14 protein-coding genes and 1 pseudogene are annotated in these 13555 nt (G+C 68.7%); 4 read left to right on the top strand and 11 right to left on the bottom strand.

The window, feature by feature from the left end:
* Positions 1 to 196 precede the first annotated feature (196 nt).
* From ACIHAX_RS13580 to ACIHAX_RS13570, 3 genes and pseudogenes are all read left to right on the top strand, one after another.
* Positions 197 to 727 carry a tetratricopeptide repeat protein gene (locus ACIHAX_RS13580; RefSeq protein WP_397277573.1) on the top strand — a complete coding sequence of 177 codons (531 nt, stop codon included), beginning with the start codon at positions 197 to 199 and terminating at the stop codon, positions 725 to 727.
* A 294-nt stretch (positions 728 to 1021) separates the two neighbouring features.
* Positions 1022 to 1402: pseudogene (locus tag ACIHAX_RS13575) on the top strand (ribosomal RNA small subunit methyltransferase A); the annotation flags it as partial.
* Positions 1403 to 1751: 349 nt separating this feature from the next.
* Complete coding sequence (locus ACIHAX_RS13570; RefSeq protein WP_397277569.1) at positions 1752 to 2915, top strand: lactate 2-monooxygenase; 1164 nt, start codon at positions 1752 to 1754, stop codon at positions 2913 to 2915.
* A 96-nt stretch (positions 2916 to 3011) separates the two neighbouring features.
* Here the strand turns inward: ACIHAX_RS13570 and thpD are convergent, their stop codons facing one another.
* The 11 genes from thpD to ACIHAX_RS13515 form a co-directional block, all read right to left on the bottom strand.
* The gene (gene thpD, locus ACIHAX_RS13565) at positions 3012 to 3917 is read right to left on the bottom strand and encodes an ectoine hydroxylase (RefSeq protein WP_355075271.1); all 906 of its coding nucleotides are present in this window, start codon (positions 3915 to 3917) and stop codon (positions 3012 to 3014) included.
* A gap of 8 nt (positions 3918 to 3925) precedes the next feature.
* Positions 3926 to 4324: an ectoine synthase gene (locus ACIHAX_RS13560; protein ID WP_355075269.1), complete on the bottom strand. Its 399-nt coding sequence runs from the start codon at positions 4322 to 4324 to the stop codon at positions 3926 to 3928.
* The gene (gene ectB / locus ACIHAX_RS13555) at positions 4321 to 5598 is read right to left on the bottom strand and encodes a diaminobutyrate--2-oxoglutarate transaminase (RefSeq protein WP_397277567.1); all 1278 of its coding nucleotides are present in this window, start codon (positions 5596 to 5598) and stop codon (positions 4321 to 4323) included. The genes ACIHAX_RS13560 and ectB overlap by 4 nt, the downstream gene beginning before the upstream one ends.
* A complete protein-coding gene (gene ectA / locus ACIHAX_RS13550) occupies positions 5595 to 6197 on the bottom strand; it encodes a diaminobutyrate acetyltransferase (RefSeq protein ID WP_355075265.1) in 603 nt (200 codons plus the stop codon). Before ectA ends, ectB begins: the two co-directional genes overlap by 4 nt.
* An 84-nt stretch (positions 6198 to 6281) precedes the next feature.
* A complete protein-coding gene (locus tag ACIHAX_RS13545; RefSeq protein ID WP_356965705.1) occupies positions 6282 to 7391 on the bottom strand; it encodes a HAMP domain-containing sensor histidine kinase in 1110 nt (369 codons plus the stop codon).
* On the bottom strand, positions 7378 to 8088 hold the full coding sequence (locus ACIHAX_RS13540; RefSeq protein WP_355075261.1) for a response regulator transcription factor: 711 nt from the start codon (positions 8086 to 8088) through the stop codon (positions 7378 to 7380). Before ACIHAX_RS13540 ends, ACIHAX_RS13545 begins: the two co-directional genes overlap by 14 nt.
* 446 nt (positions 8089 to 8534) lie before the next feature.
* Positions 8535 to 8882: a hypothetical protein gene (locus ACIHAX_RS13535; RefSeq protein WP_397277564.1), complete on the bottom strand. Its 348-nt coding sequence runs from the start codon at positions 8880 to 8882 to the stop codon at positions 8535 to 8537.
* Positions 8883 to 9395: 513 nt separating this feature from the next.
* On the bottom strand, positions 9396 to 10181 hold the full coding sequence (locus ACIHAX_RS13530) for an RNA polymerase sigma factor SigF (RefSeq protein ID WP_397277562.1): 786 nt from the start codon (positions 10179 to 10181) through the stop codon (positions 9396 to 9398).
* Positions 10171 to 10602: an anti-sigma factor gene (locus ACIHAX_RS13525; protein WP_355075255.1), complete on the bottom strand. Its 432-nt coding sequence runs from the start codon at positions 10600 to 10602 to the stop codon at positions 10171 to 10173. Before ACIHAX_RS13525 ends, ACIHAX_RS13530 begins: the two co-directional genes overlap by 11 nt.
* Before the next feature lie 168 nt (positions 10603 to 10770).
* Complete coding sequence (locus ACIHAX_RS13520; RefSeq protein ID WP_397277560.1) at positions 10771 to 11454, bottom strand: PAS and ANTAR domain-containing protein; 684 nt, start codon at positions 11452 to 11454, stop codon at positions 10771 to 10773.
* A 90-nt stretch (positions 11455 to 11544) separates the two neighbouring features.
* Positions 11545 to 11958: an STAS domain-containing protein gene (locus ACIHAX_RS13515; RefSeq protein ID WP_355075253.1), complete on the bottom strand. Its 414-nt coding sequence runs from the start codon at positions 11956 to 11958 to the stop codon at positions 11545 to 11547.
* A 396-nt stretch (positions 11959 to 12354) separates the two neighbouring features.
* Here ACIHAX_RS13515 and ACIHAX_RS13510 point away from each other — a divergent pair, with 396 nt between their 5' ends.
* Positions 12355 to 13554: a glycosyltransferase gene (locus ACIHAX_RS13510; protein ID WP_379253786.1), complete on the top strand. Its 1200-nt coding sequence runs from the start codon at positions 12355 to 12357 to the stop codon at positions 13552 to 13554.
* The last annotated feature ends 1 nt before the right edge of the window (position 13555 follow it).

Genomic DNA, 13555 nt, shown 5'->3' with positions numbered 1-13555 from the left:
CGCCTCCCCCTCGACGGACGGTCCGCACTCCGGATCGAGCCCGCGGGTCGCGAACCGTCCGACGGCGGACCCATATCGCGCATTCGACCTCGCCGGCACGCACGCCCAGCCCCCGGCGCAGACTTCGCCTTCGAGTTCTGGCGCTGCAGAGCCGAATCACATCCAGCGAGAATCGAACTCACCGCTCGGCGGACAGGTGTCGCAAACGCCCCCGGCAGCGGAGAAACACGTCCGTGAGCTCGACCCGGTGGACACCAACAGCACCCCCCCGGCGAGCGTGCCGAGTGCCCGGGTTCCCGATACCGCGTCGGTGCCGAACGGAGTCCCGCAGCCCGGCGAACGGCCCGCTCCGGTCGACGCCCCGCCCCGGGCGGGCGAGTCCAGGCAGTCGGGCGACCCCGGGTATCGCGGTGCGCTCTACGACCTCGGCGTCGCGATGTACCGCCGCGGCGACGAAGAGCAGGCATGCGGACTGTGGGCGCAGGCCTCCGATGCCGGGCACGCCGGTGCCGCCTACGAACTCGGCATGGTTCGGCTGCGGCGCGGCGATCCCGTCGGGGCCGAATCCTGGTGGCGCACCGCCGCCGACCGCCACGAGCCGCGCGCCATCGCCGAACTCGCCGATCTCCTCGACCAGCTCGGCAAGCACGCGGAGGCCAAGTCCTGGCGGGCCTACGCCGCCGAGCGGCAAGACCCGGACGTGGTCGGCCAGTCGACGCCGCGCTGAACTCCACGGTGCCGCATCCGGAAAAGAAGTGGCACACGGCTGGGTGACGGTCGTACGGTGCGGGACATGTGTGGCAGTCCCGGCATGAACGGAGCGTACGCGGTCGGCGCGCATTACCTCCGGCTGCGTACGGAGGCCTGGGCTCTGCCGGTGCACCGTACCGCTGCGATCTCCTGATCCGTTCGAGCGGAATCCGCGTCGGTGACCGGTAGCGGTCGCCGCACTCTTCGTGTCCTGGCATGGGTCCGGGCGAATCGACCTTCCCGATTCGACCACTCCGTTCGGAGGACACCCATGTCCCGCCATCATTCCCTTTCGCGTGCCCGCGGCAGCGACCCGTCGACCACGCGAAAGCGGCTCTCGCAGAACTTCCTCACCGACGCACGCGCCGCCCGGCTGATCGTGCACGCCTCCGGCGTCACCGCCGACGATCTCGTTCTCGAAGTCGGACCCGGTGACGGCATACTGACCAGGCAATTGCTGACCGTGAGCGGCCGGGTCCGCGCCTACGAGAAGGATCGGCGCTACGCGGCACTGCTGGGCCGCCGATACGCGGACGATCCGCGAATCCAGTCGTACCACAGCGATTTCCGCACGGTGCGCCCGCCTCGGGAGCCGTTCGCCGTCGTGGCCAACGTGCCGTTCGCCATCACCACCGACATCGTGCGCTGGTGCCTGGCCGCGGGCGGGCTCACCTCCGCGACCCTGCTCACCCAGCTCGAATTCGCTCGCAAGCATCCGGTGATTACGGCCGCTGGACCAAGCTCACCGTCGCCCACTGGCCGACGACGGCGATCGAACTGGGCGCGCGCGGCGGCAGGCACAGTTTCCATCCGGTTCCGCGAGTCGATGCCGCCGTCCTGCGGTTGCGCAACCGAGCCGCTGGTGCCGCGCGAGCAGCTCGGCGCTTACCGCAGGCTGGTCGAGTTGGGTTTCTCCGGAGTAGGGGGAAGCGTGGCCGCACCGGACCCGCTACAGGAACGTATCGGATACATTCATGCATCGAGACGTGGACAGGAGCAGCGTGACCAACTTCGGCGACTACCAGAACGAGATCTACTTCCAAGGGCTCGGCGGTGTGCTGCCCGATTTCCCGATGACGTATGCCGACCTGGAAGCCAAGGCCCGGGCGGCGCTGCCACCGGGGATCTGGTCGTACGTCGCGGGCGGAGCCGGCGACGAGCTCACCCAGCGTGCCAATGTGACGGCCTTCGAGAAACTGGGCCTGATCCCGCGCATGTTGCGCGCGAGCAAGACGCGCGACCTCTCGATCGAACTGTTCGGCATGACGCTGCCGACGCCGATCTTCCTTGCCCCGGTCGGCGTGATCGGGCTGTGCGCCCAGGACGGGCACGGCGACATCGCCACCGCCAAGGCCGCGGCGCGCACCGGCGTCCCGATGGTCGCCTCCACCCTCACCGTCGATCCGCTCGAGGCCGTGGCGGCGGAGTTCGGCGACACCCCCGGGATGTTCCAGCTCTACACCCCCACCGATCGGGATCTCGCGCAGAGCCTGGTCCAGCGGGCCGAAGCGGCGGGATTCAAGGCCATCGTGGTCACGCTGGACACCTGGGTGCCCGGCTGGCGCCCGCGCGATCTGACGGTCTCCAACTTTCCTCAGCTGCGCGGCCACTGCCTGGCCAACTACTTCAGCGATCCGGTCTTCCGAGCGCTGCTGCCCAGCCCACCCGAACAGGATCCGAAAACCGCCATCCTCACCTGGATCTCGCTGTTCGGCAACGCGCTGACCTGGGACGACCTGGCGTGGCTGCGATCGCTGACCGACCTGCCGCTCGTCCTCAAGGGCATCTGCCATCCCGACGACGCACGGCGCGCCAAGGACGCGGGCGTCGACGGCATCTACTGCTCGAATCACGGCGGCAGACAAGCCAATGGCGGCATCCCCGCGATCGAGCATCTGCCGTTGGTGGTCGCGGCGGCCGACGACCTGCCGGTGCTGTTCGACTCCGGCGTCCGCACCGGCGCCGACATCGTCAAAGCGCTGGCGCTCGGCGCCACGGCCGTCGGCATCGGACGCCCCTACCCCTACGGGCTCGCCCTCGGCGGTGTCGACGGCCTCGTGCACGTGGTGCGTTCGCTGCTCGCCGAGGCCGATCTGCTGATGGCGGTGGACGGCTACCCGACGATCGCCGACCTCGGTCCGGAAGCGATCCGGCGGCTCGCCTGATCCACGCGAAAAACAGCGGACGTCAGGCGCGAAACGCCCCCCGCGTACGGCTCGCCCGACGACCAGGGCGGGCGGCACGCGCGGGGCGGCTCGAAATCAGGCCGACAGCGGTGTGAAGTCCCGGCTGCCGATGTAGCCCGGTCGCGGCGCGGGCGCGGCGAACGGGTCGACGAGCGTGTTGTGCACGCTGTTGAACACCACGAAGATGTTCGAGCGCGGGAACGGCGTGATGTTGTTCGACGACCCGTGCATCAGGTTGGAGTCGAACAACAGCGCCGAGCCCGCCCGGCCGGTGAACTGACTGATCCCGTACCGGTTCGCGAGCGCGGTGATGTCGTCGCTCGTCGGCACGCCGATCTCCTGCTCCTGCAACGACTCCCGGTAATGCTCGGCCGGAGTGCTGCCCAGGCACGGCACGAAGGTGTGGTGCGAGCCCGGCATCACCATGAGACTGCCGTTGATCGGATAGTTGTCGGTCAGCGCGATCGACAGGCTCACCGCTCGCGGCGCGGGCATGCCGTCCTCGGCGTGCCAGGTCTCGAAATCGGAGTGCCAGTAGAAACCGGTGCCGCGGAAACCGGGCATGTAGTTCACCCGGCTCTGGTGCACGTACACCGGCGACCCCAGCACCTGTTCGGCCAGCCGGAGCACCCGCGGCTGACGCACCAGTTCGGCGATCGCCTCGCTCAGCTTGTGCACCTCGAAGACCGAACGCACCCGGTTCGACGACTTCTCCACGATGACACGGTCGTCGTCGCGCAGCGCCGGATCGTTCGCCAGCCTGGTGATCTCCTCGCTGTACTCGCCCACTTCCGTGGGCGTGAGCAGCTGATCCAGGATGGCGAACCCATCGGCGTCGAACGAGGCCAGTTCCGGGCTCTCGACCTCCCCCCACACCGCGGGGTCGGCACGCTCCAAGTGCGGAGCGGGCGCGCCGAGACGGGTCGGGTAGCGATCGTAGCGAGCCGTCTCGGGCGGTGTTTCGGTGTGCTGCAGAACCATTGGTGTCCTCAACCTCCGATCGTCGCGGTGACCAGCGGATAGACGCCGTTGCTGTCGTGAACCTCCTGACCGGTGACCGGCGGGTTGAACACGCACATCATCCGCATCGTGGTGCGCACCTCCAAGCGGTGGCGTTCGTGTCCGTCGAGCAGGTACATCGAGCCGGGCGCGAGCTCGTAGGTGACGCCGTTGTCCAGATCGGTGAGCGTGCCCTCGCCTTCGACGAGCCACACGGCCTCTACGTGATTCAAATAGTGGAACTCGTGTACCGTCCCGGCGTCAATGGTGGTCTCGTGGAACGAGAAGCCGACGCCGTCGCCGCCCAGGACGATGCGCTTGCTGCGCCAGCCTCGGCCCGCGACGTCGCGCTCGGTACCGGTGATCTCCGCGGTGCTGCGCACGATCATGCGATCGCCCCCATCCCGCCGCACACCGCCTCGACGGCGCCGGTGAGGACGCCGAGCCCCTGGTCGAGTTCCTCGTCGGTGACCGTCAGCGGCGGCAGCAGCTTCACCACCTCGTCGGTCGAGCCGGAGGTCTCCACCAGCAGCCCGCGCTCGAAGGCGATCTGGCAGACCTTGCCCGCCTGTGAGGGATCGTCGAACACCACGCCTTGCACCAGTCCGCGTCCACGGGTCGAGACGCCGGGGAAGTGCGCGGCCAGCTCGGACAAGCTGCGCGCGATCTTCTCCCCCTTGGCCAGGGTCGCGGTCTGCAGGGCGTCGTCGGACCAGTAGTGGCGCAGCGCGGTCGTCGCGGTGACGAACGCGGGGTTGTTGCCGCGGAAGGTGCCGTTGTGCTCACCCGGCGACCACTCGTCCAGCTCCGGCTTGAACAGCACCAGTGCCATGGGCAGGCCGTAGCCGCCGATCGACTTCGACAACGTCACGATGTCGGGCGTGATGCCCGCGATCTCGAAGGAGAAGAACGGTCCGGTGCGGCCGCAGCCCATCTGCACGTCGTCGACGATCAACAGGATCTCCCGCTCCGTGCACAGCCCGGCGAGGTGGCGCAGCCACTCCGCGCGGGCGACGTTGACGCCGCCTTCGCCCTGCACCGTCTCCACGATCACCGCGGCCGGGCGGTCGAAGCCCGACGAGGTGTCGTCGAGCACCTTCTCCATCCACTGGAAGTCGGCGGTGGTGCCGTCGAAGTAGCCGTCGTAGGGCATGTGCGCGGCGTGCACCAAGGGCACACCGGCGCCCGCGCGCTTGGCGGCGTTGCCGGTGACCGACAGCGCGCCGAGGGTCATGCCGTGGAAGGCGTTGGTGAAACTGACGATGGTCTCGCGGCCGGTGACCTTACGCGCCAGCTTGAGCGCGGCCTCGACCGCGTTGGCGCCGGTCGGGCCGGGGAACTGGACCTTGTAGTCCAGGCCGCGCGGGGTGAAGAGCGTGTCGCGCAACGTCTCCAGCAGTTCGCGCTTGGCTCCGGTCGACATGTCGAGGCCGTGGGTGATGCCGTCGCTCGCGATGTAGTCCAGCAGCGAGCGCTTGAGCACATCGTTGTTGTGCCCATAGTTCAGGGCACCGGCGCCCGCGAAGAAGTCCAGGTAGTCCTTGCCTTCCTCGTCGCGCAACCAGCTGCCCTTCGCCGTGGTGAACACGGTGGGCCAGGCGCGGCAGTAACCGCGCACGTTCGACTCCAGACTCTCGAAAACGGTGGTGTCCGCGTTGATCATCGGTGATCCTCCTCGGTGGTGCGGGCGGTCGGGGCGATGCGATACAGGTCTTCGGGTGCGTGGCTGTCGGGGAAGACGCCCGCGTCGAACAAGTGGCGCTTGGTCACCTCGGCGCCGCGCGCAGCGGCCACCGACGTGAACAGCGCGATGGAACCGGCGTTGTCCGGCGAGATGGTGGTTTCGAGCACTGAAACTCCCTGAGCCGCGACGCTGTTGAGCAACGTGTGGAGCAGCTCGGCACCGATGCCGCGGCCGCGCTGCGCGCGGTCCACCGCGATCTGCCAGACGAAGACGGTGTCGGGCGCCTGCGGACGGACGAATCCGATCACGTATCCGACGACGCGACCGTCGGATTCGGCGACCACCGAGGTTCCGGCGAAGTCCCGGCACCACATCAGGTACGCGTAGCTCGAATTGACGTCCAGCACCGCGGAATTCTTCGCGATGCGCCACATCGGGGCGCCGTCGCCCAAACGGGGCGTGCGCAGGACCACGGCGGGTCCGGCGCTTCTCCGAGACGGGGTGGCCCCCAGAGCGGCCGCGGCGTTCCCGACGCGCGATCGCTCGATCTCCGCTGGGGACAGGGTTGGCGATGACATACAACTCCCTCGTCTGATCAGCAGTACTTATCCAGGCTTGCGAAGCGACTTTGAGGTGAACCTGTCGACTTCTTTACGGTCGTATTACGGATGGATGTCGCCGAGCCGGGGCAACCGCACGACGAATCGCGCGCCGCCGCCGGGACGGTCGGTGCAGTGCACCCCGCCACCGTGCGTGGCGACCGTCTCGGCGACCAGCGCCAATCCGATCCCCGTCCCGTCCGGCGAGCGGCGGCCGCTGCGGGCGGTGGCGAATCGTTCGAAGATCCGGTCGCGGTCCGCGGCGGGGACGCCGGGGCCCGCGTCGTCGACGGTGAGCACCGCGTCGGTGCCGTCGCGGTCGATGCCGACCGCGACCACACCGCCGCCGTGCCGGTCGGCGTTGTGCAGCAGGTTGGCCACCGCGCGCTCCAGTTCGACCTTGCGGCCGCGCACGGTGACGTCCTGGCGCACCGTGAGCAGCTCGCCCGGATAGCGACGGTCGCTCAGCGTGTGCACCAGCAGGTCGCGCACCGACAGCGGCTCGGCGTCGCCGTGATGCATGCCCGCTTCCACCCGCGCCAGGGCGAGCAGATCGTCCAACAGTTTGCGCAGGTGCTCCACCTCGGCGGTGACCAGGCCGAGCGCCCGTTGCGAACGTTCCGGCAGATCCCCGCGGTGCCGGTTGAGCACATCGACGCTGGCCATCAGGGTGGTCAGGGGCGTGCGCAGCTCGTGGCTGACGTCACCGAAGAGCCGGTGTTCGCGCTCGATGCGCCGTTGCAGCGAGTCCACCATGGTGTTGAACGACTCGACGGTGATCGCCAGATCCTGGTCCCCGGTCGCGGGCAACCGCTGGTCGAGATCACCGGAGGCGATCCGCGCGGCGGTGCCCGCAAGCTGATGCAGCGGGGTCAGCACCCGCCTGCTCGCCCACCAGCCGACCGCCGCGCCGATCAGGGTGACCACGACGGCGCAGCAGATGAGCACGTTGCGCAGCAGATCGAGATCCGCGTTGAGATCTCCCGGCGATTCGCTGCCCGCGTGTGTTCGCTGCGCTTCCAGGTAGCCGCGGCTGATCACGAAGACCGAAACGACCAGTACCAGCGACATCAGCGCGGCGATCGTCGCGAAGACGGCGGTCACCCGGGCGCGAAGGCTCCAGGCGTTCGGATTCCAGCGTTCGGCGTCGGAGCAGCGTTCAGCGGCGCACATCGAGGCGATAGCCGAGTCCGCGCACCGTCACCACGATGCGCGGATCGGACGGATCCCGCTCGATCTTCGTGCGCAAGCGGCGCATGTGCACGTCCACGATGCGTTCGTCGCCGAAAAACCCACGGTCCCAAACCCGTTCGAGCAGCGCCGTGCGGCTGAGCACCCGGCCCGGCGTCTCGGCCAGCTCACACAGCAAACGGAATTCGGTGAGCGTCAGCCTGATCTCCTCGTCGCCGCGGCGCACCACCCCGCTGTCCTGCGCGAGGACCAGCGGAGCCGTGTCGTCTGCCTCGAGCACCATCTCCTGCGGCGTCTCCCGTTCGGCGGTCAGCCGGAAGCGGCGGCGCACCGCGCGCATACGAGCGGTGATCTCCTTGATTTCGAACGGCTTGGTCACGAAATCGTCGGCACCCGCCTCCAGGGCGGCCACCACGTCGTGGGTGTCGTCGCGAGCGCTGACCACGATGATCGGGACGTCATGGTCGCGGCGGATCTCCCGGATACACTCGAACCCGTCCATGCCGCCGAGCATCAGATCGACGATCATCACATCGGGAACACCGTTGCTGCGCAGATGAGTGAGCGCGTCTTCGGCTTCCTCCGCCTCGTCGACGTCGTATCCCTCGTCTTCCATAGCGAGCCGTAAGGCACCGCGGACCCGGTCGTCGTCTTCCACGATCATCAGGTTTGCGCTCAAGACCTTATCCCTTGCAGACATGCGGAAGCGCGTCACGATGCGGACAACCGCATCCCCATACCGACGCGACCTTCCGCTTTTCGAGCAACCTTTGCTCGGCTTCGATTACCCCTGTGCCCGGCCGGTAAACGTCCGGCAGACCGATGTGGGGCCTCTTGGTTGTTCCATCGACGCTATACGCCCGCCCGACTCGGGCAGCACCGGGGCGGAAGAGGAACTCGCCTTCCGCGCACCGCGGCACGACGCGGAGAACGAGACCGACCGCGAAAAGTGCACGGTAACAGACCTTTTCGAACAAGCGATCACATCGGGCCGGGCCTGCGCGATCCGTAGGGTCGACAACAGATTTCGCGAGGCGATCGTGCCGTGCGTCACATTGCTTCCGATGCGCCGATCACGGGCGCACGACCGTGACCGGTCTCACGACTAATCCAGCGGCCGCCCGGCTATCGCGGCGGCTCCAAACGGTTGAAGTTGCTCGGCGGATCATCGGTGCCGCGCTCCACGTACCAGAAGCGAAGTCTCCTGGCATCGAAGGTGGCGAACCACTCTTCCCACCGCACCGGGCGCAGCACGGCGCCCCCGTACCCGGGAAAGTCGAATCGCAACACCCCGAGCCGTCCGTCGTGCTCGCTGCCCGGCACTGTCGCGGGCCGGGCTCCGCGCTGGGCGGCCCAGCGGCGGATGACATCGTGGTTCCTGGTGACGGAGATCCCTCGGGACTGGATCGACGCCCCCGGCCCACCCGGTCCGAACCGCGGATTCCGGGTGCCTGGGCGGCGCTGGTCGGTCATGACGAGCTCCTCGAGCCATCGGCATCTGTTGTCCGGTTCCTGTCTAACTACCCGTTGGGCCTGTTACGCAAACTGGTCGGCCGAACCGTGGCTGCCGCGCGAACCGGTTGGCGCCGTGATCGATGGGTAACCGGCCGATGATCGGCCGGACGAAGCGCGGTCGCCGCCGTAGCGCACGCCGATCACCCGAACGAGGAGGAGTTCGCATGTCCACCGACAGCGCGACACAGCCGGTCCCGCCCACGCCCGAGCCGGACCCCGTACCGCCCATCCCGGAACCGGATCCCGTACCGCCGATTCCCGAGCCGGACCCCATTCCGGAGCCCAATCCTGTTCCGCCGGAACCTGACCCGCATCCGCTGCCACCGGTGCCAGGCCCCGCGCCACGTCCGCCGGTACCAGGACCGGCGCCGACGCGCCCCGTGCCGGATCCCGGCCGCCCTTCGCCGGACCCCGGTCTGCCCGGGCCGTCGCCGGACCCGACTCCGCCGAATCCGGTGTAACGGGCCGACGTCAGTCCCGCAGCGCCTGCTCGCGCAGCGCGTTCAAGGTCCGGGAAAGAATGCGCGAAACGTGCATCTGGGAGACTCCGAGCCGCTCGGCGATCTGATTCTGCGTCAACGACTCGAAGAAACGCATGGTCAGCACCTGACGCTCACGCTCGGGAAGTTCGCCGAGCAGCGGTTCGACCGCCATCACGTCCTCGACCAGGTGATAGGAGGGCTCTTCGGCGCCGAGGCTGTCCAGTAGCGGCTGCGCGGTGTTCTCGGCGTCCTCACCGGCGGCCGCGTCGATGGACGACGACTGGTAGGCGTTGCCCGCGATCAGCGCTTGGGTCACCTCCACGAGCTCGACGTCCAGCTCGGCCGCGATCTCCCTGGCGCGTGGCATCCGGCCCAGTCGCTGGGACAGCGTTTCGACGGTCGGACCGATACTCAGCTGGATCTCCTTGGTCCGGCGGGGCACCCGCACCGCCCAGGTGTTGTCCCGGAAGTGCCGCCGGACCTCGCCCATGATCGTGGGCACGGCGAAGGACAGGAACGACGATCCGCGCGTGACATCGAAACGGTCCGCTGCCTGCACCAACCCCAGGCGGGCCACTTGCAGCAGGTCGTCGAAGTTCTCGCCGCGCCCGGCGAACTTGCGGGCGATGTGCTCGGCCAGCGGCAGGCATCGTTCGATCAGCTCCCGACGCATCGGCACACGTCGTGGATCGCCGGGATCCAGCGCGGCGATCTTCTCGAACAGCGGCTCGATGTTGTCGTAGGTATCCCCGCGCGACCTCGGCTCACCCGCCATTCGGCGCACCTCGCACCCAGCTGAAGTCGATCACTGTCGGATATCCGCCGAGCACACTGTCGTAGGAGCCCTGCGCGGCGGCGATCGAATCGGTCAGCGTGCGTACGATGTGCCAGCCGAGCCCGGCGTGCCCGAGCACCGACTCGGTGACCGCCACCGAGGAGACGTGCACGAACATCTTGCCGTCGTCATAGGTGAACTCGCAGTCGATCGTCGAGCCAACGGCGGCGTCGATGATGAGCGAGGTCGCCACCTCGTCGAGCGCGAGCCGGATATCGGTCACCTCGTCCAAGGCGAAGTCCGCGATGAGGGCGACTGTCTCGGCGAGCGCGCGGAGCATGGTCAACTGTTCCAGCCGAGCGGGCACCCGTACACCGACTGTCGTCGTGTCGGTCGAGGATCGGGAAGTCGACTCCCCCATTTGCCCATCACCACCTTGTCCTCACAGCCACTCCACTGCGGCCTGCATACCGCCGCCGAGTTCTCCTTCTCAGCCACCGGAACACCGCGGACGCCACGGACTGTGGAGCGGAATATCGCCGCGTTCCTCGTCCGGGACGTACCCGCCGGGATGGGATCGAAACGCCGGTCAGTCGCCGTCGATGCGCTCGTGGGCGGTGAGCAGCAGATGATCGAATTCGGTGCGCAGGCCAACCGTGACGCTTGCCAGCCCGGGCAGATCGGCGACCAGCCGCGCGGCCAGTTTGCGCAGTTTGACGTTGGTCTCCTGCGATCGCCAGCTCAGCACACGGAACGCCTGCTCGGGGCCGACGCCGTAGATCAGCATGAGCGCGCCCTTCGCCTGCTCGATCACCGCTCGGGCGGCGTACAACTCGGGCAGGGCGTCGTCCAGCGTCTCCTGCCGGTGCTCCGCGAGGGTGTCGGTGACGTCGATGTAGTAGCCGGAGGTGCCCACCACCAGCCCCGAGTCGTCGATCATCCGGTCGGCGACCAGGACCACGTGGTGGACCGCGCCGGCGGTGTCGATGATGCGATGGCGACTGGAGAACGGTTCCGCGTCGGCGATCGACCGCGCCAAGGCGCTGGCCACCGCTTCGCGATCGTCCGGGTGCTTGTGCTTCAGCAACAACTCCGTGGTCGGCGTCACCGTCCCCACCGCGTAACCGTGCATCGACGCGACCTCGTCCGACCATTCCCAACGCTGGTCGGCGAACCAGAAACGGAAACTGCCGACACTTTGCGGCCTTCCGGTACCGATCACCTGGTCCAGCGCGAGGGCATTCTCGGGCTGGACCGACCTGCTTTCACTCACCGCTGAAGTATCCGATGCCGACGCGCCCGGTGTGACCGGATCGGGAGCGGTCACACCGGCGAGCACCGGTCTCGGGCGACAGTCTTCGGCTCAGGCGTCCAAAGCTGTGCGCATGGACTGGTAGCGGGGGAACAACGACCGCACGCCGGTCACCTCGAGTGCCCGCTCGACTCCCGGTCCGCCCACGACGATGCGCAGGTCCGGACGACCCAACCCCTCTCTGCGCAGCGCACCGAGCCGCACGGCCGCGCGCAGACTCAAGAACCTCGCCGCTCGCAGATCGATCACGACGGCATCGCACGGTGACTGCAACGCACGCTCGACCGTCTCGAAGAACTCGGCCGACACGGCGGCGTCCAACTCGCCTTCGACCCGGACCACCACGCATTCGCGACGGCGGTCCACCCGCTGTGCCCACAACCGGTTGTCCCGACGGCGTCCCGGTCCCGAACCATTGAGATGCACGCCCTCGGCGTGGTCCCGTAGCAGAGAAATGGCAGACAAGTCGAACCTCCCGTGTAGGGGGTATCCAGTCCTCCGCGACGGCCGGAGAGGGCAGCGCGCGAATCGGTTGCCGTGCCGTCCCATCGACCGGCTGCGCCGAATGCGTCGAACCGGGGTCGGCTGTGATCTCAACCTCCCTACAGTGTGGCACGGCCGACCCCTTCCCGACAGCGTTCGGTAGGAGAACGTGACCCGACGCCGGAGGGCCCGCGGCCGGTACGAACCGACCGGTCGGCCGGGAATGTGGCCGCTGACGTGGGGTTTCATCGGGCCGACCGCGGGCATATACCGAACATATTCCCGAACGTCACGCGATGCCGGTCGTAGGGCAACCGCGCGTATCCGCGCGTCCGGATGCCGCCCGCGACGAGAACGGAGCACCCGGTGAAGATTGCCATGGTTTCCGAAGATGCCAGCCCGCTCGCCGAAGGCAGCCCCGCCGACGGGGGCGGCCGCGGCGCCTATGTAGCGGAGTTGTCGGCCGCCTATGCCCGCCGGGGCCACGACGTGACGGTTTATACCCGACGTATCAGTCCGCACGCCCCGGCCGAGTTGCTCGCCGACGGCGGCTATCGCGTGGTGCACGTCGCGGCCGGACCGCCCAACCCCTTGCCGAGCGACCGCACCCTGCCCTACCTCGGTGACTTCGGCACCGTTCTGCGACGGCACTGGGGCGCCGATCGGCCCGACATCGCGCACGCGCACTACTGGAAGTCCGGGCTCGCCGCCGAACTGGCCTCCCGCGCCCACGGCATCCCGGTGGTGCTGACCTTCCACGGGCTCGGCACCGTGCAGCGGCGCTGCGAAGGTCTCGCCGACCCGAGCCCACGCTCGCGGATCCGGTTCGAGCGGCTCATCGCGACGCGGGCGGCGCACGTGGTGGCGACCTGCTCCGACGAGGTCGGGGAGCTGGCCAGGATGGGCGTGCCGCGCTTCCGTACCTCGATCGTGCCGCACGGGGTCGACCTCACGAGGTTCACCCCGGAGGGCGCGGCCGCCGATCGGCACGCCACGCACCGGCTGCTCGCGGCCGGAGAGCTGGTGCGCCGCAGCGGATTCGACCCCCTTATCGGAGCGCTGGCGGAGCTGCCGGACACCGAGCTGGTGATCGTCGGCGGCCCCGCCGCCGACGACGAGGACGACGCCGAAGGCCGCAGGCTGCGCCGCATCGCATCGGATCATGGTGTGCGAGAACGGCTTCGATTGACCGGACCGGTCACGCGACCGACCCTGCCCCGGCTGTACCGCTCCGCCGACGTCGTGCTCTGCACGCCCTGGTACGAGCCGTTCGGCCGGGTGGCGCTGGAGGCTATGGCCTGCGGGAAGCCGGTGATCGCCACGGCTGTCGGCGGCCTGCTGGATACCGTGGTCGACGGCGTCACGGGACGATTCGTCGCTCCGCCCGAACCCGCTGCCATCGTGCGGGCGGTGCGCCCGCTCCTGGCGGACTCGACGTTGCGCGAAACCTGGGGCGCGGCAGCCTATCAGCGGGCCGCGAGCCGCAATTCCTGGGATCGGGTCGCGGTCGAGACGCTCAGCGCCTACCACCGCGGCGCACCCGCTCACGCGGGCGAGGTCGTCTCCTGGGCGCGGTGAA

The organism is Nocardia sp. NPDC051929 (assembly GCF_044548645.1).
Taxonomy (GTDB): Bacteria; Actinomycetota; Actinomycetes; order Mycobacteriales; family Mycobacteriaceae; genus Nocardia; species Nocardia sichangensis.
Note: the sequence above shows the minus strand (reverse complement) of the source record. Positions and strands in the feature narration are given on the sequence as shown.